Source organism: Methylobacterium sp. 142-1Y (assembly GCF_057747795.1).
Genome location: NZ_CM173224.1, coordinates 5,818,333 through 5,841,519, shown reverse-complemented (window position 1 = coordinate 5,841,519; position 23,187 = coordinate 5,818,333). Strand labels below are relative to the sequence as shown.

General features: G+C 70.4%; 17 protein-coding genes. 7 read left to right on the top strand and 10 right to left on the bottom strand.

Going from position 1 to position 23,187, the window contains the following annotated elements; translation table 11 throughout:
* Positions 1–122 precede the first annotated feature (122 nt).
* A complete protein-coding gene (locus tag AC3AOF_RS26790) occupies positions 123–2,462 on the bottom strand; it encodes an NADP-dependent malic enzyme (protein ID WP_272913242.1) in 2,340 nt (779 codons plus the stop codon).
* Between the two features lie 84 nt (positions 2,463–2,546).
* Between AC3AOF_RS26790 and AC3AOF_RS26785 the strand changes: the two genes are divergently transcribed.
* Entirely contained in the window at positions 2,547–3,158 is a 612-nt protein-coding gene (locus AC3AOF_RS26785; RefSeq protein ID WP_488349063.1) for a CatB-related O-acetyltransferase, read from the top strand.
* A 28-nt stretch (positions 3,159–3,186) separates the two neighbouring features.
* Here the strand turns inward: AC3AOF_RS26785 and AC3AOF_RS26780 are convergent, their stop codons facing one another.
* The 3 genes from AC3AOF_RS26780 to AC3AOF_RS26770 form a co-directional block, all read right to left on the bottom strand.
* Positions 3,187–3,606, bottom strand: coding sequence for a hypothetical protein (locus AC3AOF_RS26780; protein ID WP_488346978.1), 420 nt, complete (start codon positions 3,604–3,606; stop codon positions 3,187–3,189).
* A 194-nt stretch (positions 3,607–3,800) separates the two neighbouring features.
* Positions 3,801–4,289: a GNAT family N-acetyltransferase gene (locus AC3AOF_RS26775; RefSeq protein ID WP_488346977.1), complete on the bottom strand. Its 489-nt coding sequence runs from the start codon at positions 4,287–4,289 to the stop codon at positions 3,801–3,803.
* Complete coding sequence (locus AC3AOF_RS26770) at positions 4,286–5,905, bottom strand: OpgD/OpgG family glucan biosynthesis protein (protein WP_488346976.1); 1,620 nt, start codon at positions 5,903–5,905, stop codon at positions 4,286–4,288. Before AC3AOF_RS26770 ends, AC3AOF_RS26775 begins: the two co-directional genes overlap by 4 nt.
* Before the next feature lie 709 nt (positions 5,906–6,614).
* On the opposite strand from AC3AOF_RS26770, the gene AC3AOF_RS26765 reads away from it, so the two are divergent.
* Both AC3AOF_RS26765 and AC3AOF_RS26760 read left to right on the top strand, forming a co-directional pair.
* Entirely contained in the window at positions 6,615–7,781 is a 1,167-nt protein-coding gene (locus AC3AOF_RS26765; protein WP_488346975.1) for a type III PLP-dependent enzyme, read from the top strand.
* Between the two features lie 180 nt (positions 7,782–7,961).
* Entirely contained in the window at positions 7,962–8,498 is a 537-nt protein-coding gene (locus AC3AOF_RS26760) for a GNAT family N-acetyltransferase (RefSeq protein WP_488346974.1), read from the top strand.
* A gap of 873 nt (positions 8,499–9,371) precedes the next feature.
* On the opposite strand, the gene AC3AOF_RS26755 is transcribed toward AC3AOF_RS26760, so the two are convergent.
* Positions 9,372–11,948: an exopolysaccharide transport family protein gene (locus AC3AOF_RS26755; protein ID WP_488346973.1), complete on the bottom strand. Its 2,577-nt coding sequence runs from the start codon at positions 11,946–11,948 to the stop codon at positions 9,372–9,374.
* 196 nt (positions 11,949–12,144) lie between these two features.
* Between AC3AOF_RS26755 and AC3AOF_RS26750 the strand changes: the two genes are divergently transcribed.
* From AC3AOF_RS26750 to AC3AOF_RS26740, 3 genes are all read left to right on the top strand, one after another.
* On the top strand, positions 12,145–12,717 hold the full coding sequence (locus AC3AOF_RS26750) for a polysaccharide biosynthesis/export family protein (protein ID WP_236987987.1): 573 nt from the start codon (positions 12,145–12,147) through the stop codon (positions 12,715–12,717).
* Positions 12,718–12,941: 224 nt separating this feature from the next.
* Positions 12,942–14,072 carry a glycosyltransferase family 4 protein gene (locus tag AC3AOF_RS26745; RefSeq protein ID WP_236992642.1) on the top strand — a complete coding sequence of 377 codons (1,131 nt, stop codon included), beginning with the start codon at positions 12,942–12,944 and terminating at the stop codon, positions 14,070–14,072.
* Positions 14,073–14,215: 143 nt separating this feature from the next.
* Complete coding sequence (locus tag AC3AOF_RS26740; RefSeq protein WP_236987988.1) at positions 14,216–15,787, top strand: undecaprenyl-phosphate glucose phosphotransferase; 1,572 nt, start codon at positions 14,216–14,218, stop codon at positions 15,785–15,787.
* A gap of 181 nt (positions 15,788–15,968) precedes the next feature.
* On the opposite strand, the gene AC3AOF_RS26735 is transcribed toward AC3AOF_RS26740, so the two are convergent.
* Both AC3AOF_RS26735 and erpA read right to left on the bottom strand, forming a co-directional pair.
* Positions 15,969–17,807 carry a hypothetical protein gene (locus AC3AOF_RS26735; protein ID WP_488346972.1) on the bottom strand — a complete coding sequence of 613 codons (1,839 nt, stop codon included), beginning with the start codon at positions 17,805–17,807 and terminating at the stop codon, positions 15,969–15,971.
* Positions 17,808–17,838: 31 nt separating this feature from the next.
* Positions 17,839–18,165, bottom strand: coding sequence for an iron-sulfur cluster insertion protein ErpA (gene erpA / locus AC3AOF_RS26730; RefSeq protein ID WP_203158773.1), 327 nt, complete (start codon positions 18,163–18,165; stop codon positions 17,839–17,841).
* Positions 18,166–18,244: 79 nt separating this feature from the next.
* Between erpA and AC3AOF_RS26725 the strand changes: the two genes are divergently transcribed.
* The gene (locus AC3AOF_RS26725) at positions 18,245–19,501 is read left to right on the top strand and encodes a deoxyguanosinetriphosphate triphosphohydrolase (RefSeq protein ID WP_488346971.1); all 1,257 of its coding nucleotides are present in this window, start codon (positions 18,245–18,247) and stop codon (positions 19,499–19,501) included.
* Between the two features lie 314 nt (positions 19,502–19,815).
* On the opposite strand, the gene AC3AOF_RS26720 is transcribed toward AC3AOF_RS26725, so the two are convergent.
* The 3 genes from AC3AOF_RS26720 to ccrA all read right to left on the bottom strand — a co-directional run bounded on the left by AC3AOF_RS26720 (position 19,816) and on the right by ccrA (position 23,171).
* Positions 19,816–21,015, bottom strand: coding sequence for a lytic murein transglycosylase (locus tag AC3AOF_RS26720; RefSeq protein WP_236987991.1), 1,200 nt, complete (start codon positions 21,013–21,015; stop codon positions 19,816–19,818).
* A 151-nt stretch (positions 21,016–21,166) separates the two neighbouring features.
* Positions 21,167–21,769 carry a 3-isopropylmalate dehydratase small subunit gene (leuD, locus tag AC3AOF_RS26715; RefSeq protein WP_236987992.1) on the bottom strand — a complete coding sequence of 201 codons (603 nt, stop codon included), beginning with the start codon at positions 21,767–21,769 and terminating at the stop codon, positions 21,167–21,169.
* A 106-nt stretch (positions 21,770–21,875) separates the two neighbouring features.
* A complete protein-coding gene (gene ccrA / locus AC3AOF_RS26710) occupies positions 21,876–23,171 on the bottom strand; it encodes a crotonyl-CoA carboxylase/reductase (RefSeq protein WP_236987993.1) in 1,296 nt (431 codons plus the stop codon).
* Positions 23,172–23,187: the final 16 nt, after the last annotated feature.

The following is a 23,187-nucleotide window of genomic DNA, read 5'->3' as shown; positions in this document are numbered from 1 at the left end:
TGCAGATGTCCAATATCTCGGAGCTTTCCCTGCTGCATACGGAATGAAACTGCGCCCCAAACCGTAATATCCTTGTAAATCTGGCGGCCCAGCGATCACCTCGCCGGGCCGCCCCATTCCAATTACGCCGAAACCAACGGCGTCCCCGCCTCCGCCGTACTATCCGCCTCGACCTTCACCCCCTCGCTCCCCTGCGCCTCGACCACCGCCGCCGCCGTGATGTTGACGATGCCCCGCGCCGTCACCGACGGGGTCAGGATGTGGGCGGGCTGCGCCGGGCCAAGGAGCAGCGGCCCCACCGGCAGCGCGTCGGCGAGCATCTTGGAGAACTGGAACGCGATGTTGGCCGCGTCCAGGTTCGGCATGATCAGCACGTTGGCCTCGCCCTTGAGGCGCGAGCCCGGCAGCACCTTGTCGCGGATCGCCTGGGACAGGGCGGTGTCGGCCGCCATCTCGCCGTCGACCTCGAGGTCGGGCGCGCGCTCGCGCAGCAACGTGAGGGCCTGGCGCATCTTGCGGGACGAGGCCGTGTCGAACGAGCCGAAATCGGCGTGGCTGACCAGCGCGATCTTCGGCGACAGGCCGAAGCGGCGGGCGGTGTCGCCGCAGGCGATGGCGACGTCGGCGATCTCCTCGGCGCTCGGATCGGGCCGCACATGGGTGTCGGCGATGAAGTAGGCGCCCTTCGAGGTGACGATGAGGCTCAGCGCCGCGAAGTCCCGCGCACCGGGCGCGAGCCCGATGATGTCGCGGATCACCCGCAGCTTGCTCTCGAAGCGCCCTTCCAGGCCGCAGATCAGCGCGTCGGCCTCGCCGCGGCGGACAGCCAGCGCGCCGATCACCGCGTTGTTGGTGCGGACCAGCGTGCGGGCGGCGTCGGGCGTGATGCCGCGGCGGCCGGCCAGATCCATGTAGGTCTGGACGTAGGCGCGGTAGCGCGGATCGTCGTCCGGGTTGATCAGCTCGAACTCGCGGCCCGGCTGGATCGCGAGGCCGAAGCGCTTCAGGCGGGTCTCGATCACGCTCGGGCGGCCGATCAGGATGGGCTTGGCCAAGCCCTCCTCGACGATCGCCTGGACGGCGCGCAGCACCCGCTCGTCCTCGCCCTCGGCGTAGACGACCCGGCGCGGGTCCTCCTTGGCCTTGGTGAAGACCGGCTTCATGATGAAGCCGGAGCGGTGCACGAACCGGTCGAGGGACTCGGCATAGGCCTGCACGTCCGGCAGCGGCCGCTTGGCGACGCCGGACTCCATCGCCGCCTGCGCGACGGCGGGGGCGATGCGCAGGATCAGGCGCGGGTCGAACGGGCTCGGGATCAGGGAGTGCGGGCCGAAGGGCCGCGCCTCGCCGCCATAGGCGCGGGCGACGACGTCGGAGGGGGTCTCTCGGGCAAGCCCGGCGATCGCCTTGACGGCCGCCGCCTTCATCTCCTCGTTGATCGTGGTCGCGCCGACATCGAGCGCGCCCCGGAAGATGTAAGGGAAGCACAGGACGTTGTTGACCTGGTTCGGAAAATCCGACCGCCCGGTGCAGATCATCGCGTCCGGCCGCTTCTCCTCGGCGAGGTTCGGCATGATCTCCGGATAGGGGTTGGCGAGCGCCATGATCAGCGGCTTCTCGGCCATCCGCTCCAGCATCTCGGGCTTCAGGACGCCGCCGGCCGAGAGGCCGAGGAAGACGTCGGCGCCCGGGATGATCTCGGCCAGCGTCCGGGCCTGGGTGTCCTGCGCGTAGACCGACTTCCAGCGGTCCATGAGCTTCTCACGGCCCTTGAAGACGACGCCTTCGAGGTCGGTGACGAAGATGTTCTCGCGGCGTGCGCCGAGCGAGACGAGCTGGTTGAGGCAGGCGAGCGCAGCCGCCCCCGCGCCCGAAGTGACGATCTTGACGTCGGCGATGTTCTTGCCGGCGAATTCGAGGCCGTTGAGGACGGCGGCCGCCACGATGATCGCGGTGCCGTGCTGGTCGTCGTGGAAGACCGGGATGTTCATCCGGGCCCGGCAGCGCTCCTCGACCTCGAAGCACTCCGGCGCCTTGATGTCCTCGAGGTTGATGCCGCCGAAGGTCGGCTCCAGGGCCGCCACCACGTCGACGAGCTTGTCGACGTTCTTCTCGTCGAGCTCGATGTCGAAGACGTCGATGCCGGCGAATTTCTTGAACAGGACCGCCTTGCCCTCCATCACGGGCTTGGAGGCGAGCGGGCCGATATCGCCGAGGCCCAGCACCGCGGTGCCGTTCGAGACCACCGCGACGAGGTTCTGGCGTGCGGTGAGGCTCGCGGCCTCCTCCGGATCGGCGACGATCGCCTCGCAGGCGGCGGCCACGCCCGGGGAATAGGCGAGCGCGAGGTCGCGCTGGTTGCCGAGCGGCTTCGTCGGCTGGATCTCCAGCTTCCCGGGTCTCGGATTGCGATGATAGAACAGCGCGCCGCTCTTCAGATCGTCCGAAATGTTGCTGCTCACCGCGCTGTCTCCCCGGGTCGCCCGAAAAGTCGGGCTTGCCATCCTGCCCGCGACTCATGCCGGAGTGCGCGGGTGATGGGTTTCCTGCACCGCCTGCGGCAGGGGCGCAACCCTCACAACGAGACCCGCCTGCATCTCGCCAAGCTTACCGCCCGCTACGGCTTCCGGATCGGCCCGTACTCCTACGGCAGGCCGAAAATCCGCTTCCCGGAATCCGGCGCCCGACTGTCGATCGGCCCCTATTGCTCGATCGCCGACAAGGTCGAGATCCTGCTCGGCGGCAACCACCGCACCGACTGGGTCTCGACCTACCCGTTCGCCGCGATGAAGGGCCTGTGGCCGGACCTCGACGCTCCGGACGACTACCACGCCTCGCGGGGCGACGTGGCGATCGGCGCCGATGTCTGGCTGGGTTCCGGCTGCCTGGTCCTGTCGGGGGTCACGGTCGGCCCGGGCGCCGTGGTGGCGGCCCGCGCCGTCGTCACCCGGGACGTGCCGCCTTACGCCATCGTCGCCGGCAACCCGGCCCGGGTGATCCGCCGCCGCTTCCCGCCGGAGATCGTGGCGGCGCTCGTCGAGACCGCCTGGTGGGACCTGCCGCCGGAGCGGGTGCGGGCCCTGGTGCCGCTGATCCAGAGCGGCGAGGCCGAGGCCCTGGTGCGGGCCCTGAGGAACCCGGATCCGGCGCCGCGGTGACCGCCGCGGGCCCGGTGGTTGCGGGGTCTCACATCCCCTGCATCTGCCGCTCCAGGAAGGCCTGCACGTTTCCGGCGCGTTCGGCCATGCGCTCGTTCACGCACATCTGCACGGTGGTGCCGTAATACAGCATCCCGAGGCTCTTCTGCTTCTGGCACTCGTAGACCGGCTGGGCGTAGAGGCCGCCGACGAACAGGACCGGCAGGGCCAGCACCTTGGCGAGAGCCGCGAGGCCACCGAGGAAGCGGCTCCGCGACGGTTCGGGGGTCGGCGCCCAGACGATCTCGATCGTGCGTATGTCGTGCCTGTCCCGGCGCATCGGAGGCCGGGACACCGCCTCGCCCTGCGGCGTGAACCGATCGGGCAGGGTCGCGGGCGCGAAAGAGCGCGACCCTCCCTCGCGGCTCTCGGCGACCATCCGGCGGAAATCGGCGTTCGTCAGAGCCATGGCTGCCACCCTTGTCCGAGGATCCCACAATGGGGCGCGACGGCCCCGGTCGGGCATCTCCTTGCGTCAGGCGTGCCAACGGAAACCGATTGGAAACCATGCCGCTACGGCACATTTTGCCGGAGCGGGGCGGGTCCGGTGGTGCCGGGCCCGTCCCGTTCGATGCGTGGTTGTATCAGGACGGGGCAGGTTGCTCAGCACTCTTCCCCACCCGCGAGACGCTTCTCGTAGCGCCAGGCGGTGGTGCCGTCCTCGTAATAGTCCGGCACGGTCTCGAAGCGGCGATAGCCGCTGCGCTCGTAGAGGCGGATGCCGGCGCCGTTATCCTCGCGGACCTCCAGGCGCAAGGCCTCGCAGCCCCGGGCCAGGGCCTCGGCCTCGGCAGCCTGGAGCAGCACCCGGCCGAGCCCCGTGCCGGCCCGGCTCGGCGCCACCGCGATCGAGGACAGGCGGGCGCGACCGCTGCCGCGGCGGCGCTCGATCGTGGCGGCGCCGACCAGCACCGCCTCGTCGAGGGCGACCAGCAGCGAGATCGACGGCGACCCGATGGCGTGGCGGATCGCCCGGCGCTCGGCCCGGTCGGTGGCGAAGGCCGCGGCTTCGAGCGCCATCAGGGCGTCGAGGTCGTCCCGGATCGCCGGCCGGATCGTGACGACCGGTGCAGGGGAGGGGTGGCCGCTCACGCGGCCGTCCACGGATAGGTCCAGGTCTCGGTCAGGGTCTGGCCGCGGGCGCGCAGGAAGGCGCGCAGCTCGGTCGATTGCCCGGGCTGGTCGAGCCGCACGTCGATCGCGGCGCGAAAGCCCTTCACGTGGAGGTTGGGCACCAGGGAGACCGCCAGGACCTTGCCCTGCGTCGTCGAGGGCACGATCTCGACCGCCTTCGGGTCGGCGAGCCAGAAGCCGAGGTCGCCGCCCGAGAAGTCGACGAGGAAGCGCCGGGTGCGCGGCTCGCTGGCATCCGCCGTGCCGCCGCTCGCGGTCGCGCGGGCGACGTAGGTGTTCACCACCCGCCCGCCGGGATGCAGATCGTCGGTCTCGGAGAGCGAGCGGATCTTGTAGGACAGCTCCACCGCCTCGCCGGGCTTGTAGGGCTGCTTCGGCTGCCAGGAGGCCACGATGTTGTCGTGGGTCTCGTTCTGCGTCGGCAATTCGACGAGGCGCACCGTGCCCTCGCCCCACTCGCCCTGCGGCTCGACCCAGTAGCCCGGGCGGCGGTGATAGAACGCCTCGAGATCCTGGTAATCCTCGAACACCCGGTCCCGCTGCATCAGCCCGAAGCCCTTCGGGTTGCGGTCCTCGAAGGCCGAGATGCAGCGCTCCTTCGGGTTGCGCAACGGCCGCCAGATCCACTCGCCGCCGCCGGACTGCATCAGGAGCCCGTCGGAATCGTGCAGTTCGGGCCGGTAATCGTCCGAGTGGTGGCGGTCGTTCTCGCCGATGAAGAACATCGAGGTCAGCGGCGCGATGCCGACCGTGGCGAGTTCCCGGCGCGGAACCAGCGTGCAGCGCACGTCGACCACGGTCTCGTCGCCCGGATAGACCAGGAACTGGAACGCCCCGGTGCAGGACGGCCCGTCGAGGAGGGCATAGATCACCGCCCGGTCGGCGCCCTTCGGCGGCATCTCGATCCAGAACTCGCGGAAGACCGGGAATTCCTCCGGCCCGCCGACGCCCTCGACGTTGACGGCCAGGCCCCGGGCCGAGAGCCCGTAGAGCTGGTCGCGGCCGAGGAAGCGGTAATAGCTGGCGCCGAGGAACGAGATCAGCTCGTCGAGCACGCCCGGCTTGTTGAGCGGATAATGCAGCCGGAAGCCGGCGAAGCCGAGCGTCACCGGCAGCGGCTTGTCGATGGTGGTGCGGCCGTAATCGAACAGGGCGGGCTGGTAGGGGATCGGCGTCGGCACGCCGTCGCGCACCACGTTCACGGTCACCGGCCTCGTATAGAGGAAGCCGGGATGGAACAGCTGGAGCCGGAACGGCCCGTCCAGGTCGCCGAGCAAGGCCTTGTCCGGCCGGAAGCGGATGTCGCGCCAGGCATCGTAGTCGAGGGAGGCGAGGGGCGCCGGCAGCGGCGCCACGGTGGCCTCGAACGGCGCCCCGGCCAGCGCCTTCGCCCGGCGGACCACCTCGTCGAAACGGAAGCGCGGCGGGCCGGACGGCGCCGGGGCGGGCTCCGGCGGCGGCAGGGCGCTCGGGCCGGGCTGGGTCGGCCCGACCTGGGCTGTGGCCGCCCCGGTCAGGGCGGCGGAGGAGAGCAGGCCGGCGATGAGCGCGCGGCGCGAGGGTGCGATGGTCATGGTGTCCCGGAGAATAAGGCGCTCCGGCTGAACGGGCGCCTCGTGCGTCGTCGGGTTGAATGGCCCGTCCGGCGTCACTTGAGAAGGCCCCGCCATGTGACGGTGTCGTCATGTTTCGGATCCGAGCCTGTCGCGCGCTGTATCTCCCGCGCCACGCTGGGGAATTCCGGCGGAAATCGGGAGATCGGGGCTTGCGGCCGGGGGGCATGGCCCGTATCTACCGCCTTGCCCAATTTCGCACGTGCCTGTGGCCGCGTGCCGGTTGGTGGGCATCCGGACAAGAGGCCGGACAGCCGCCAGGGGTCTTAAAGGATCGATGGCCGGGAAGGGTGGATCCCTCCGGCCGGCATCCAGGTGGCAACACCGGACCCCGACAACAACCGGCAGCCGGAGGCAAAACCGGCGAACCCCGCTCTCCACGGGGGACGCAGCTTAAAGCAACGACGAACGGGCTTTTTTGGTCTCGTCGGCCCTCCAAAGGCCGACACCGAAGAGGCTTGTTTCTCCTTGCCCCGAGTGCGGATCGGGTTTCCCCGTTCCAAGCAAAGGCAGCTTCCGGGTGCTCTGCGCCCGCGTCGCACGGCGTGTCTCCACAGCACGTCCGCGCCGCGCCGCATCGCCCCCTGACGCCGGACGGCCGACGCGCGCCGTCTCGATCTCGACTTCGGGTTCCCGCGGGAGCCCTCTCGAACCTTTGGTGGGGCTGATCATGACCGATCGCATCCGCGATTTCCTGCGCGTGCGCCGCGAGCTCGGCCGGGACGAGGGTCCCGTGATGGTGCTCGACCTCGACGTCGTGCGCGACAACTACACCGCCTTCGCCCGCGCCCTGCCGGACACGCGCGTCTTCTACGCCGTCAAGGCGAACCCGGCTCCCGAGGTGCTGCGGGCGCTCGCCGAGATGGGCTCCTGCTTCGACACCGCCTCGGTGGTCGAGATCCAGATGGCGCTCGCCGCCGGTGCCACCGCCGACCGCGTGTCGTTCGGCAACACCATCAAGAAGGAGCGCTGCATCGCCCGGGCGCTTCAGCTCGGCGTGCGGCTCTTCGCCGTCGACTGCCAGGCCGAGATCGACAAGATCGCCCGCGCCGCCGACGCGGTCAAGGTCGCCCGCGAGGACGTGCAGGTGTTCTGCCGCATCCTGTGCGACGGCGCCGGTGCCGAGTGGCCGCTCTCGCGCAAGTTCGGCTGCGTGCCGGAGATGGCGGTGGACGTGCTCGAGCACGGCACCCGGGCGGGGCTCAACGCCTACGGCGTGTCGTTCCATGTCGGCTCGCAGCAGGGCAACACCGAAGCCTGGGACGGGGCGCTCGCCTCGGCCGCGGCGATCTTCCGCGAATGCGCCCATCGCAGCATCCATCTCTCGATGGTCAACCTCGGCGGCGGCTTCCCGACCAAGTACCTCAAGGCGGTGCCGGGCGTGGAATCCTACGGCGACGCGATCTTCCGGGCGCTGACCAAGCATTTCGGCAACCAGCTGCCGGAGACGATCATCGAGCCGGGCCGCGGCATGGTCGGCAATGCCGGCGTGATCGAGGCCGAGGTGGTGCTGGTCTCGCAGAAGTCCGACGCGGCCGACGAGGTGCGCTGGGTCTATCTCGACATCGGCAAGTTCGGCGGCCTCGCCGAGACGATGGACGAGTCGATCCGCTACCGCATCGTCACCGAGCACGACGAGGACCGCACGATCCCCTGCGTGCTCGCCGGCCCGACCTGCGACTCGGCCGACGTGCTCTACGAGAAGACCCCGTACCCGCTGCCGATCTCGCTGGCGATCGGCGACAAGGTGCTCATCGAGGGCGCGGGCGCCTACACCACCACCTATGCGGCGGTGGCGTTCAACGGCTTCCCGCCGCTCCAGTCCTACGTGATCTGAGGGCTCGGCGCCGCGAGGCGCCGGTCCTTCGGAACGAAGCGCCGGGTCGGCCGTTCTCACGGGCCCCGGCGCTTTCGCGCCTTTTCCAGCCACCGAACAAGTCCCGGACGGCCCGCCGCGTGCGGCGGGTGCGAGGGCTGTCCTTTGCCCGCTTTCTGTGAGTATCGGGAGGGTACGGCCGTGATCCAGATCCGCGACGAGCGCGCCACCGATGTCGCCGCCCGCGAGCACCTGCTCGATGCCTGCTTCGGCGAGGCCCGCTTCACCAAGACCTGCGAGCGCCTGCGCGAAGGCCGCCTTCCGGCCGACGGCCTTGCCCTCGTCGTCGAGATGGACGGCCGTCTGGTCGCCACCGTGCGGCTGTGGCACGTCGATGCCGGCGGTATCCCCGCCCTGATGCTCGGCCCGATCGCCGTCGATCCGGCCCTGCACGGGCTCGGCCTCGGCAACGGGCTGATGCGCGAGGCGCTGGCCCGCGCGGCCTCGCTCGGCCACCGGGCGGTGATACTGGTCGGGGACGCGCCCTACTACGCCCGCTTCGGTTTCACCCACGAGCGGGTCGGGACCTTGAGCCTGCCGGGGCCCTACGCGCCGGAGCGGTTCCTCGCCCTCGACCTCGTGCCGGGGGCGCTCGACGGCGCGACCGGCATGGTCCGGGCGACCGGGCGGATGGAGCAGAGCGCGCTGCCGGCGGAGACGTACCGTGTCGCCGCCTGACCGGCGCCAATCGAGGCCGGGGCTGCCCGGCCTTGCGGCAAGCTGGGGGGAGGGCTGTTGCATCGCAGGTGGATAGTCTTCCCATCGACGATCCCCACCTCTCGGAGCCTGCCCGAGTGATCCGACCCAACTGATATCCTCAACGTCATCCCGGGGCCGCGAAAGCGGAACCCGGGATCCGTAACCGCTGACGATGCCGGACAAGACGGGAACGCTATCCGCTTCTTCCGAATCTTCGGCGGCTATGGATCCCGGGTCCTCGTCTTCGACGAACCCTGGGATCAGGTTGAGAGCGATCGGATAAGAGTGCGGCAATCTCTCAGTGCCGGTTCGGGTGGATTTATCTTCCGAAAAAGCGAGAAGGACTGCGGACTCTCCCAACCACCCACCTCATCCTGAGGTGTTAGTCGATCGAAGATCGACTGACCTCGAAGGAGGACTCCAGCTGCCGCGGCGATCCCCGGAGCCCTGCTTCGAGGCCCCCTTCTGTCGCACATCAGGATGAGGTAAGTGGATGAGATAACCGCACGATTCCCAAGTATATGTTTCCCAAGTATATGTTGGAAAAATTCTCAAACGAATTCTCAGAAAGTTCGCTTGCCTTCCTCGACACTGTTGTCACCCTCCTCGTCATTCCGGGGCCGCGTAGCGGAGCCCGGAATCCAGACACTCAGGTGATCCAGAAGAAAGCGGAACGATCTCCGCTCGATCCTGACCCATCCGAGGTTCTGGATTCCGGGCTCCGCTTTCGCGGCCCCGGAATGACCCGGTGGATTTGAGATTGCGAGAGATCGAGCAACCTGATCTCACACGGGGAGGGGGAAATCCCTCCACCTCGTCGTCGTCCATCATCGGGCAGCCCCGGCCCCCGGCTCACGCCGACCGGCGCAGCGAATAGGTCGGTATCGGCACCTCGGCCGGAACCCGGTCCTGGGCCACGATCACCTCCGGCACGCCGGCGGCCTCGGCGGTGTCGAACAGGCCGACGAGGCGCGGGTCGTCGGCTTCGGCGTTCGAGGCGATCACCACCGCGTCCATCCAGGCCGAGACCGCGCTCACCAGCGGCCGGGTCTCGGCGGAGAAGCCGTCGCCGAGGCAGGCGATCACCCAATCATAGGCCTCGCCGAGGGCGTCGAAGGTGAGCCCGAGGGCGTCGCGTCCGGCGACCAGGGCCTCGGCCCCGCCGCGGCCGCGCTCGATCAGGTTCAGGCGCGGGCCCTCGTCGGGCTGGATTACGGTGGTGAAGTCGGCGCGGCCGGCGACGAGGTCGGCGAGGCCCGGGCGGTCCTCCCGCGGGCTGTCGAGGCGCACCAGGAGGGCGCGGCCGTGCAGGGCGGCGGCGCGGCCGAGGCTGCGGGCGAGCCCGTCGAGGTCGGTCTCGTCGCCGGCGCCGATGAGGAGCACCCGCCGGCCGCCCCCCGCCGTCTCGATCGCGTCGAGCCGCGCCACCAGGATGTCGAGGTCGTAGCGGGCCTCGAAGGGCAGCAGGGCGGGCGGAACGGGAGCGGCCGGGAGCGGCGCGGGAGCCGGTGCGACGACCGGGACCGTTGCGGCAATCGGAGCCGGATCGGCAGGTAGAACCGTCGCGGCGAGGGCCGGCTCTGCGGCCGGGAGCGGCGCGGCCGGTGTCGCGGCGATGGGGGCGGCGTGCGCCGTCGCGAGGGGCGCCGGTTCGACGGGCGGCGTGAAAGCCGGGGACGCCGCCGGCACGGCAGCCGCGACCGGATCGACGCTCGGGCGCAGATCGGCTTCGAGGCCGGTTGCGGGCGTTGCGGACACGTCCGGCTCCGCCATGCGGGCGGCGGAGGCCGCCGCGGGCATGACCGGAGCGGGCATGACAGGGGCAGGGAAGGGCACCGCCGCGACGGGGGCCTCCGGCACCGGTTCGGTCTCCGGCCGGCGCACGGGTGGACGGCCGCGGCCGCGGCCCGGCGGATCGCCGGAGAGCAGCGCCTTGGCGACGATGGCGCCGATGGCGAACAGGAAGGCGATCACCGTGGCGAACAGGACGATCGGCAGTTTCTTGGGGAAGGACGGCAGGTCGGGCACCACCGCGCGGGAGACCACGCGGGCATCGGCCGGCGCGGCGCTCGCCGCGTCGCGGGCCGCCGCCTCGCGGAAGCGGCCGAGATAGGATTCGAGCTGTTCGCGCTGGGCCTTCGCCTCGCGCTCGAGCGCGCGCAATTCGACCTCGTCGCCATTCGCCTTGGCGACGATGCCGCGCTGGGCATCCACCGCCGCCTGCAGGCTCTCGACCCGGCTGCCGGCGATGCGGGCATCGTTCTCGAGGGTGCGCACCGCCCGGTCGGCGGCGGCGCGGATCTGGGTCTCCAGGCCCTCGAGCTGGGCGCGCAGCTCCTTCATCCGCGGATGCTGGGGCAGCAGGGTCCGGGCCTCCAGCGCCAGCTGCGCCTTGAGGCCGATGCGCTGCTCGACCAGGCGACGGATCAGCTCGTTGTTGGCGACGTCGGGGATCTCGAAGCCGCGACCGTCCTTCAGCATCTCGCGGATCAGCTTGGCCTTGGCGCCGGAATCGGCCTGGGCGGCGCGGGCCTGGGTCAGCTGGGTCGAGAGTTCGGCGAGCTGCTGGGCGGCGAGCGGCTGGTTGGCGGTGCCGCCGCTGCCGATCAGCCCGTTGCGGGCCCGGAACGCCTCGACCTTGCCCTCGGCCTCCGCGACGCGGCTGCGCAGGGTCTCGATATTCGTGCCGAGCCAGGTCGAGGCGTAGCGGGCGGTGTCGACCTTCACGGCGGCGAGCGAGGACAGGTACAGGTCCGAGATGGTGTTGGCGGCCTTCGCGGCCAGTTCCGGATCCTTTGAGCGGAACTCGATCGTCAGGATGCGCGACTTGCCGGCGGGGTAGACCAGCAACCGCTCGAAGTATTTTTCCAGCACCCGGTCGACCGGCTCGCGGTCGAGGGGATTCTGGGCGAGGCCGAGCATCACCAGCATCTGCTGCAGGCCGCCGACGCCCTTGACCATCGGGTCGAATTCGGGATTGCCGACGAGGCCGAGGCTCTTGATCGCCTCGCGGGCGATGTCGCGCGACATCACCACCTGGACCTGGCTCGCCACCGCCTGCTCGTCGATCGGCAGGGGCATCTCGCCCCGGTCCTGCTGCAGCCGCGTCAGCGCGCTGTCGCGGCTCTCGAGCAGGAGCTTGGCCTCCGCGGTGTAGCGCGGCGTCACCACCTGGACGAAGGCGACCGAGAGGCCGAAGGCCGCGACGGTCGGCAGCAGGATGACGAGCCAGCGCCGCCGCAGCAGGCGGCCGACATCGCTGAGGGTCAGGCCGTCCTCGGGGTCGCGTTCCCGGTCGGGGCTGGCGACCGTCCTCGCGCTTCTCGGCTCCTCGGAGCCGGAGTCTTTGGGACCCTTGCGGGCCCGGCCGGCGAGGCGGTCGGGCAGCCGGGCCTGCGACCGCTCGGCGAAGGGGAAGACGCGGGGCATTGCGGACCGTCGATGAGGAGGCGGGGATTGGCCCGGACCGGGCCTTGCCGTCAGCAGACGCGATTAAGGTTGCCGCGCGGTTAAGACCGGATTCCTCTTGCGCCGTCCCGATCGCGGTCCGGGTGAGACTTCATTAACCACGACACCCTAGGCCTGGGGACAACATCTCCGACACGACTTGGACTGGCCGGAAGCGATGAACCGACGCGCCCTTCTCACAGGCTTGGCGACCACGCTCGCGCTCGGCGGCTGCCTGCGGCCCGAGTACCGCACCGCGCTCCTCGACGAGACCGGCACCGGCGGGATCGGCGCGTCGTACTCGCTCGCCTCCGGCGACCGGCTGCGGGTGATCGTGTTCGGCCAGGACAACCTCTCGAACATCTACGCGGTGGACGGGGCCGGGCGCATCGCCATGCCGCTGATCGGCCCGATCAAGGTCGCCGGCGGCTCGACCGCCCAGGCCGCCCGCGCCATCGAGGCGCGCCTGCGCGACGGCTTCGTGCGCGAGCCCCACGTCACGGTCGAGGTCGAGGTCTACCGGCCGTTCTTCATCCTGGGCGAGGTCACCACCTCGGGCCAGTATCCCTTCGTGAGCGGCATGACGGTCGAGACCGCGGTGGCGATCGCGGCGGGCTTCGGCCCCCGCGCCGCCCGCGACTACGCCGTGCTCACCCGCGAGGGACCGACCGGCCTCGTCTCCGGCATCGTCCCGATGACCTATCCGGTCCGCCCCGGTGACACGATCGTGGTCAAGGAGCGGTGGTTCTGACCGCATTGCGCAAACCCTTCGACTTGCGCTGACCGTCGATTAACCACGCCCTCATCCATCGCTCTCCGGACTGGACTTCCCTCCCGCCGCTTAACCGCCCGGCCACGGCCTTGGGGCGAGATACCGGCAGCCGCCCGCCGCGGCGCCGTCATCCGCTCAGAGGATTCAAGCCCGTGGCCGCCACCCCCCTCCGCCTCGCCGCCGATCCCCCGCCGCCGGAGCCCGTGTCCGCCCCGCGCGAGCGGATCCTGCACGTCTTCCGCGCCCCGGTCGGCGGCCTGTTCCGTCACGTCCTCGACGTCGCACGGCTGCAAGCCGAGGCCGGCCACGCCGTCGGCCTGTTCTGCGATGCGAGCACCGGAGGCGCCCGGGCGGAGGCGGTCCTCGCCGAGCTGGCGCCGCATCTCGCGCTGGGCATCACCCGACTGCCGATGCGCCGCAACCCGCATCCGAGCGACCTCGCCGCCCTGGCGGCGCTCTCCCGCCTCGTGACCCGGCTCGCGCCCACCGTCCTGCACGGTCACGGCTCCAAGGGCGGCCTGTTCGCCCGCCTGGCGCCGGCCGGCGGCAGCGCGCGTCCGGTGCGGGCCTACACGCCGCATGGCGGCAGCTTCAACTACCGCCCGGGCTCGCCGCTCCACCGCCTCTACATGCTGGCGGAAGGTATGCTCACCCGGCGCACCGACGTGTTCCTGTTCGAGAGCGACTACATCGCCGGGCGCTACCGGGCCTATGTCGGCCCGACCGACCGGCTGGTGCGGGTGGTGCACAACGGCATCTCGCCGGCCGAGTTCGCCCCGATCGTCTTGGGTCCGGCCCCGCTCGACCTCGTCTATATCGGCGAATTGCGCGAGGCGAAGGGCGTGCCGGTGCTGTTCGAGGCGCTGGCGCGCCTGCGCCGGGAGCTGGGGCGGCGCCTGACCCTGCTGGTGGTCGGCTCGGGGCCCGACGAGGTCGCTTTGCGCAACCGCGTCGCCGCGCTGGGCCTCGCCGAGGACGTGCTGTTCGAGCCGCCGCAGCCGATCCGGGCCGCGTTGAGCCGCGCCACCGTGATGGTGGTGCCCTCGCTGGCCGAGTCGCTGCCCTACGTGATCCTGGAGGCGGCGGCCGCCGCCCAGCCCCTCGTCTCGACCGATGTCGGCGGTATCCCGGAGATCTTCGGGCCCGCCGCGCCCGCTCTGGTGCCGCCGGGCGATGCCGCCGCCCTCAGCACGGCGATCCTGCGCAAGGTCGACCAGGATCCGGAGCAGCGCGCCGGCGAGGCGGCGGCGCTCAGCGCCTTCGTCCGCTGCCGCTTCTCGATGAGCCGGATGGCGGAGGACGGGCTCGCCGGCTACGCCGCCGCGCGGGGCTGACCCGCCGTCCCGGTCCCGCCGATTTTCCACAAACCCGTCATGGTCCTTTTAAGCCTTCGCTCAGGGCTTGGCGGCAGGATACCGATCCTAACCCCCGGTCGATGCGGGACTTTCTCCGCCTTGACCGAGACCGGAACCGTGCCATGAGTGCGTTCGACGTCCGCGACATCCTCAAGACCGTGGCGGCCGACCAGGCCGGGCCCCTGGGCCGCCTGGGCCAAGAGCGCGAGGCCGTGCGCGAGGCCGTGCGCGAGGCCGTGCGCGAGGCCGTGCCCCCCGCCGAGACGGTGGCGCCGGTGCGGCCGAACCCCGTCCTCTCGCCGGTGGTCTTCACCGGCTGCGTACGGGCCCTCGAATTCGTCCTGGTGGCTTTGGCCGGCCTCTGCGCCCAGCGCGGGCTGCTCGCCGGCGTGGTGCCGCTCAACCTCGGCTATGGGGCGGCGATCCTCGGGCTTGCCGCCCTCAACGTGCTGGTGCTGCAGGCGCTCGGCGCCTACGGCATCCGGGCGTTCCGGGCCTTCTTCAGCGTCGGCGCCCGGGTCGTGCTCGGCTGGTCGCTGGTGATGCTGCTCGCCGCGACCGCCCTGTTCCTCGCCAAGCTCGGCGACAACTACTCGCGGCTGTGGCTGGTGAGCGTCTATGGCGGCGGCCTGGCGCTGCTGCTCGTCGAGCGCCTCGCTCTCGCCCTGGCGGTGAGCGCGCAGATGCGCCGCGGCCGCTTCGACCGGCGCGTGGCCATCGTGGGCGGGGGCGAGCCGGCCGAGGCGCTGATCCGGGCGATCGAGGCGCAGGGCGATTCCGGCCTCAAGGTGGTCGGCCTGTTCGACGACCGCAACGACGGCCGCTCGGCCGACGTGGTGGCCGGCTACCCGAAGCTCGGCACCGTCAGCGACCTCGTCACCTTCGCCCGCCGCACCAAGGTCGACCTGATCGTCTTCACCCTGCCGATCTCGGCCGAGGCGCGCATCCTGCAGATGCTCGCCAAGCTCTGGGTGCTGCCGGTCGATATCCGCCTGTCGGCCCACGCCTCGAAGCTGCGGTTGCGGCCGCGCAGCTACTCCTATCTCGGCTCGGTGCCGGTGCTCGACGTGTTCGACCGGCCGATCGCCGACTGGGACGTGGTGGTGAAGGGCGTGTTCGACCGCGTGGTCGGCGCCGTGCTGCTGCTGCTGCTCTCGCCGGTGATGCTGGCGGTGGGGCTCGCGGTCAAGCTCACCTCGCCGGGCCCGGTCTTTTTCCGGCAGAAGCGCCACGGCTTCAACAACGAGGTCATCGACGTCTACAAGTTCCGATCGATGTACACCGACCAGTGCGACTATACCGCCGCCAAGGTCGTCACCAAGGGCGACCCGCGGGTGACCCCGGTCGGCCGTTTCATCCGCAAGAGCTCGCTCGACGAGCTGCCGCAGCTCCTCAACGTGGTGAAGGGCGACCTGTCGCTGGTCGGGCCGCGCCCGCACGCCCTGCAGGCCAAGGCCGCCAACACCCTCTACGACCAGGTCGTCGACGGCTACTTCGCCCGCCACAAGGTCAAGCCCGGCATCACCGGCTGGGCCCAGATCAACGGCTGGCGCGGCGAGACCGACACCAGCGAGAAGATCCAGCGCCGCGTCGAGCACGACCTGTATTACATCGAGAACTGGTCGGTGTTCTTCGACCTGCAGATCCTGGCGATGACCCCGCTGGCCCTGTTCAAGACCGAGAACGCGTATTGAGGTGGGTGGGGGGACGGGGGCGCATTCTCTAACCCCCCACAGGACTTCGCCTCGAACCTGTTTTTCGATCGAGGGTCTTTGACACCCTCCGCGTCATTCCGGGGCCGCGCGAGCGGAGCCCGGAATGACGCGGAGAATTTGATATTTTTGTAGAGATCAGCCAAACAAGACCGTGTATCGATCACTCCGCGGTCGCGTTCACGTTCAGGCGATCGAAGATCTTGCCCGGGCTCGGGGCGGTGCTGAAATCCATCAGGCCGAGCCCGCCCGGATCCTTGGCGGCGGCGCTGACCGAGAGGCGGCCGGGCTTGACCACGAAGCGCGATACCGCCTGGCCCAAAGCCTTGGCGGAGGGCGAGCCGCCGAGCACCGCCGGGATCCCCAGCATCGCCGCGGTGCCGTATTCGCGCTGCAGCTCCTCGGGCTTGAGGCTCTGGGCCTTGGCCTGCTGGTCGACGAAGCGCTGGAACAGGCCGCCATTCTCCAGGGTGAGGGCCAAGGTCTTGGCGCTGGCGCCGAGCAGGGCCAGGGAGGAGACCATCGGCTCGGGGTCGAACACCTCCTTGCCGATCCCGCCGATCGTGCCGGTGATCCGGGCGGTGCCCATGTCCTTGCCCGTGAGCGTCACATCGCGAAAGCTCACCTCGCGGGCGGCCTCGTCCCAGCGGGCGTCGAGGCTGCCGGAGAGGTCCAGCGCGGTATAGCCGAGGCCGGAGAGGTCGGCCAACACCGGTGCCGTGGTGCCGGGCGGAACCGCGCAGGTGAAGCCGTCGAAGGTGAAGTGCGAGGCGGTCGGCACGCCGTCATGCGGATCGCTCATCGCGAGGGCGGCGTTGCGGACGGCGAAGCGCAGCGGGCCCGAAGCGGCGAGCGGGTCCGTCGGCGCAGCGTCCGCCGGCAGATCGACGTCGAGTCCGTCGAGGGCGACGCGGCCGACGGAAGGGGCGTAGCGGCGCAATTCGGCCTGGTCGAGCGGGCCGGCGGCGGCGCGGCGCAGGCCCTCCAGCACCGGCTTGAGCGACAGGCCGGAGAAGGTCAGCTCCTTCAGGGCGACGCGGCCGGACGCAGCGTCCACCTTCAGACCCTCGGCCTTCATCCGGCCGGCGCCGTCCTCGGTGCCGTAGGTGAGGCGGGCAAGGCTCGCCTGGACCGGGTTCGGCTTCGGGCCGCCGCCCGGCGCCGCGAAGCTGATGCCGCTGAGCTCGAGCCCGCCGATGTCGATCCCGTCGAGCAGGTCGGCGGCGAGGCCCGACAGGCGGGACCGCTCCGGCCCCTCGGCCTTGCCCGCCCCTTGGCCCGCCCCCTCCGCCAGCGCCCGGACCGATTCGGCCCAGGGAATCGTGGTCGGACGGCCGATGAGGTCGCGGGCGTCGATGCGGGCGATGCGGAAGGCGGCCCCGTCGGGGCCGGTCATCGCGATGTCCTCGGCGGTGACGCCGCCATAGACCCGGATCGGCGCGGCACCGGGGCCGCCGGGCTCGGTGAACAGGCGCGCGAGTCCCGGCAGGTCGACCTCGCGGGCGCTCAACCGGCCATAGGCGCCGGCGGCGTCGGGGCCCGGCCCCTCGACCGTCAGGGTGGCGCCGCCGGCCTCCAGCGTGCCGATCCGGCCGGCCGCGACGTCCTTGGCGACCACGTCGTGATAGACCGCAACCTGTACCCGCCCGCCGACCGGCTGCTCGACCCGCAGGACCGGGATCACGATCTCGCGGGCGGAGAGCTTTTCCAGCCGCGTGCGCCACGGCGCCGGGCCGGCCGGGTCGAGGATGGCCCGCGTCTCGTCCCGCGACAGGGCGGTACCGCGCAATTCGAGCTTCGGTGCCTTCAGGGTGACGGGGCCGAGCGGCAGAACCACCTCTTCGAGGGCGACCGAGGCGTCCTGTGCGAGCGCCGGAGCGCCTTGTGCCTGGGCGGGGCCCGCGAGCCACGGCACCGTCGCCGGCAGGGCGGCGGCCAGCGTGGCGCAGGCGACGGCGCCGAGCGCGGCCCGGGCCACGCCCGTTGAAAGAGAGCGGGTCATGGCGGAACGTCCCGGAAGCTTGAAGACGAAATTACAGCGAGAACGAGGTGCCGCAGCCGCAGGAGGCGGTAGCCTGCGGGTTCTCGATCTTGAACGACTGGCCGATCAGGTCGTTGACGAAATCGATCGTCGCGCCCTCCATGTACGGCAGCGAGGTCGGGTCGACCAGCACCGTGGCGCCGTCGCGCTCCACCGCCAGGTCGTCGTCGGCGCGATCCTTCGCGATGTCGAAGGCGTACTGGAACCCGGAGCAGCCGCCGCCATTCACGCTGATGCGCAGCATCGAGCCGGGGGGCTCGGCGCCCATGATCTCGTTGATGCGGCGGGCGGCGCGGGACGTCAGGGTGATCGGGGTCATCGACGGCTTCTCGGGTGGGGGTCCGGCGTGCGATGGCAACATAAGAATGATGACCGTGCGCCGCAACAGCGGTGGATGGATGACAGATGAGGGCGGCAACGTGAGACGGACAGGCGAGCGCTGGCGGGCCCCCTACGGCAGCGACCCGTTCGCGTCGCGCGGGCGGCTGATCCCGGAGGCGGCCTCGCCGACCCGCACCGATTTCCAGCGCGACCGCGACCGGATCGTGCATTCGGCGGCCTTCCGGCGGCTCAAGCACAAGACGCAGGTGTTCGTCCATCACGAGGGCGACCATTACCGCACCCGCCTGACCCACACCTTGGAGGTGAGCCAGATCGCCCGCGCGCTCGCCCGGGCGCTCGGCCTCGACGAGGACCTGGCCGAGGCCCTGGCGCTGGCACACGACCTCGGCCACACCCCCTTCGGCCATACCGGCGAGGATGCGCTGCATGCCTGCATGCGCGATCATGGCGGCTTCGACCACAACGCCCAGGCCCTGCGGCTGGTGACCCGGCTGGAGCGCCGCTACGCCACCTTCGACGGGCTGAACCTCACCTGGGAGACGCTGGAAGGGCTGGTCAAGCATAACGGCCCGCTCCTGGCCCGCGACGGGCGGCCGACGCCGCATTACGAGACGAGCGGCATCCCGGTGGCGATCACCGAGTACAACGCCGTCAACGACCTGGAGCTGGCCACCTTCGCCGGGCCCGAGGCCCAGGTGGCGGCGCTCGCCGACGACATCGCCTACGACGCCCACGACCTCGACGACGGGTTGCGGGCCGACCTCTTCGGCCTCGACGACCTGGGGGAGGTGCCGTTCCTGGACGGTCTCCTCGGCGAGATCCGCAGCACCTATCCGGGCCTCGAGCGCTCGCGGGTGGTGCACGAACTCGCCCGCCGGGTCATCACCCGCTTCGTCGAGGACGTGATCGCGGAGGCCGAGCGGCGCCTGTCCGCGTTGCAGCCCGCGGACGCCGCCGCGATCCGCCATGCTGCGGCCCCGGTCGTGGCCTTCTCGGCGGCGATGGCCGCGGCCGACCGGGACATCAAGACCTTCCTGTTCGCCCGGATGTACCGCCATCCCGGCGTGATGGCGGTGCGCCGCCGCGCCGCCTCGATCGTCGACGACCTGTTCGCCACCTTCCGGCGCGACCCGAGCCGGATGCCCGAGGAGTGGTGCGCCGGCCTCTCCGGCCCGGACGACCCCCGCACCCCGCGCCGCGTCGCCGACTACATCGCCGGCATGACCGACAATTACGCGGTGAGCCAGCACCGCCGGCTGTTTCCCGCGACGCCGGACCTGCACTGGGTGATCTGGCCGGGGCTGGAGGGGTGATCCGGAGATCGGGAAGAAATGGCTGTGCCATAAGGCGCTGCGGCACAATCCAGCGGTACAATCGCCGCTCCCATCCACCACCTCATCCTGAGGTGTTAGTCGATCGAAGATCGACTGACCTCGAAGTAGGCCTCCAGAAATCTCTGCGATTCCTGGATCCCTCCTTCGAGGCTCACTTCGTTCGCACCTCAGGATGAGGCCGCTGGTGGGAAGGCCGATCTCGGCGGACTTCACGGGCCGTCATTGATGATGCGGCCGGACACCGGACCTTGCCTCTCCCCCGCGCGTCGCCACGCGAGGGGAGGGCGGGGCCATCAATTGCCGCGCGAAAGCGCCTCGAGCACCTTGCCGCCCGGGCGGCCGGTCTGCGGCATGCCGAGCCGGCGCTCGATGTCCTTGATCGCCTCGCGGGTCTTCGCGCCGACCTTGCCGTCCGGCTCGCCGACGTCGTAGCCGCGGGCGGTCAGCGCGCTCTGAAGGCTGCGGCGCTCGGCCCGGGACAGGGGCGGGTCGTCGGTCGGCCACGCCGTCTGCACGCCGGGCTTGCCGCGCAGGCGGTCCGACAGGACTGCGATGGCAAGGCCATAGGATTCGGCGGCGTTGTAGGAATAGATCGCGTCGAAGTTCTTCGTCACCACGAAGGCCGGGCCGTCGGCGCCGGCCGGCGCCAGGATGCCGACCGGTCCCTCGCCCGAGAGCGGCCGCCCGTCGATCCGGGTGACGCCGAGGGAGGCCCAATGCGCCACCGGCTTCTTGTTCTTGCGCCCGGCGGCCGCGACGTTGAAGCCGCGGGGCAGCCGCACCTCGTAGCCCCAGGGCTGGCCGTTGTGCCACTTGGCGACGCGTAGGAAGTTGGCGGTGGAGCCGACCGCGTCCGGCACCGAATCGACCACGTCGCGCCGCCCGTCGCCGTCGAGATCGACCGCGAGGCGCTGGTAGGTGGTCGGCATGAACTGGGTCTGGCCGAAGGCGCCGGCCCAGGAGCCCGTCAGGCGCTCGGGCGCGATGTCGCCGCGGTCGATGATCTTGAGGGTGGCGATCAGTTCGCTGCGGAAGAACTCGCGCCGGCGGGTGCCGCCGCAGGCGAGCGTCGCCAGCGACTGCACCAGCGGCATCTTGCCGAGGTTCTTGCCGAAATTCGATTCGACGCCCCACACCGCCGCGATGGTGTAGCGGTCGACGCCGTAGCGCGCCTCGGCCTGGGCGAGGGCGTTGGCGTGCTGGCGCATGGCGGCGCGGCCGTCATCGACCCGCTCGTCGTCGACGAGGGCGGCCATGTAGTCCCAGATCGGGGTCTTGAACTCGGGCTGGGCCTGGGACAGCTCGATCACCTTGTCGTCGAAGGCGATGCCCGCCGTCGCCGCCTGGAACGCCGCCGGCGAGACGCCGGAAGCCGCCGCATCCTGGCCGATCCCGGCGAGGCAGGAGCGGAAATCCGCCAAAGCCGCCTGCGGCAGGCCGAATCCGGCGAGGCAGAGCAGGGTGGCGGCCGTGAGGGTCGCGCGCCGCGTCATGCAGAAATCTCTCCCGTTTCGCCGATCCAAGCACCGGAATAGGGCGTCATCAGGGTTAAGGAAAACCTGACGGGATCGGCGACCGATGGGAGATCCGCCGCGGCGAACCGCCCGCCGGCCCGGCGGGATTATTTTTTGCGGAAGGCCGTCCTCAAGCCCAGGGCCGTTCCGCGAGCTTCTGCTCGTAGGCGTCGATCGCCGGCGCCTTCTCGAGAGTCAGCCCGATATCGTCGAGGCCGTTCAGCAGGTTGTGCTTGCGGCCCGGATCGATGTCGAAATGCAGGGTGCCGCCGTCGGGTCCCTTGATGATCTGGTTCTCGAGGTCGATCGTCAGCGTCGCGTTGGCGCCGCGATTGGCGTCGTCGAGGAGCTTCTCCAGGTCCTCAGGGCTCACCGTGATCAGCAGGATGCCGTTCTTGGCGCTGTTGTTGAAGAAGATGTCGGCGAAGCTCGTCGAGATGATGCAGCGGATGCCGAAATCGGCCAGCGCCCAGGGGGCGTGCTCGCGCGAGGAGCCGCAGCCGAAATTGTCGCCCGCGACCAGGATCTTGGCGTTGCGGTAGGCCGGCTGGTTGAGGACGAAGTCGGGGTTCTCCGAGCCGTCGTCGCGGTAGCGCATCTCGGAAAATAGGCCCTTGCCGAGGCCGGTACGCTTGATCGTCTTGAGGTACTGCTTGGGGATGATGCGGTCGGTGTCGACGTTGACAATCGGCAGCGGGGCCGCAACGCCCTCCAGCACGGTGAATTTTTCCATGGGTCGCTTCGTCCGAGATGCGCGCCGCGCGGGATGTGGTCTCCGCGCGGCGTCAGTTCGGAGGTGTTCTAGCAAGTCACCGGTGCGGCGGGAAGCGCGGGTCGCGTCACCGCGAGCCCGACAGCTCCAGCACGTCGTCGAAGGTCCTCAGGCCCGGACGCGGCGAGTTCACCAGCACCGCCATGTTGCCCGGCGCGTGCTGGTTCTTCCACATCTTGGTGTGGGCCTCCGGGATCTTGTCCCAGGGGAACAGCTCGCTCATGCAGGGATCGACCCGGCGGTCGATGACGAACTGGTTGGCGGCGGCCGCCTGCTTCAGGTGCGCGAAGTGCGAGCCCTGGATGCGCTTCTGCCGCATCCAGACGTAGCGGGCGTCGAAGGTGATGTTGAAGCCGGTCGTGCCGGCGCAGAACACCACCATGCCGCCGCGCTTCACCACCAGGGCCGAGACCGGGAAGGTCGCCTCTCCGGGATGCTCGAACACGATGTCGACGTCGTTGCCCTTGCCGGTGATGTCCCAGATCGCCTTGCCGAACTTGCGGGCTTCCTTGGTCCATTCGTTGAACTCGGGCGAGTTCACCTTGGGCAGCTGGCCCCAGCAGTTGAAGTCCTTGCGGTTGATGACGCCCTTGGCGCCCAGGCTCATGACGTAGTCGCGCTTCGACTCGTCGGAGATCACCGCGATCGCGTTGGCGCCGGCCGCCGCGCAGAGCTGGACGCCGAACACGCCGAGGCCGCCCGAGGCGCCCCAGATCAGCACGTTCTGGCCCGGCTTGATCGTGTGCGGCGCGTGGCCGAACAGCATCCGGTAGGCGGTGGCCAGGGTGAGCGTGTAGCAGGCGCTCTCCTCCCAGGTCAGGTGCTTGGGCCGGTGCATCAGCTGGCGCGACTGCACCCGGCAGAACTGGCCGAAGGAGCCGTCCGGGGTCTCGTAGCCCCAGATGCGCTGCGACGGCGAGAACATCGGGTCGCCGCCGTTACACTCCTCGTCGTCGCCGTCGTCCTGGTTGCAGTGAACGATGACCTCGTCGCCGACCTTCCAGCGCTTCACCTTGGCGCCGACCGCCCAGACGATGCCCGAGGCATCCGAGCCCGCGACGTGGAAATCGGCCTTGTGGACGTCGAACGGCGAGATCGGCTCGCCGAGGCCCGCCCAGACGCCGTTGTAGTTCACGCCGGCGGCCATCACGAGGACGAGCACCTCGTCGTCGCCGATCGACCAGGTCGGCAGGACCTCGATCTGCATCGAGGTTTCCGGCGGGCCGTGGCGCTCGCGCCGGATCGCCCAGGCATACATCTTCGCCGGGACGTGGCCGAGCGGCGGAATCTCGCCGATCTCGTAGAGATCCTTCATCTGGGGCCCACCCTTTGCCACCGGTTCCAGCGCGGCGCTCGCTGCCATTGCGGACCCTCCCTTG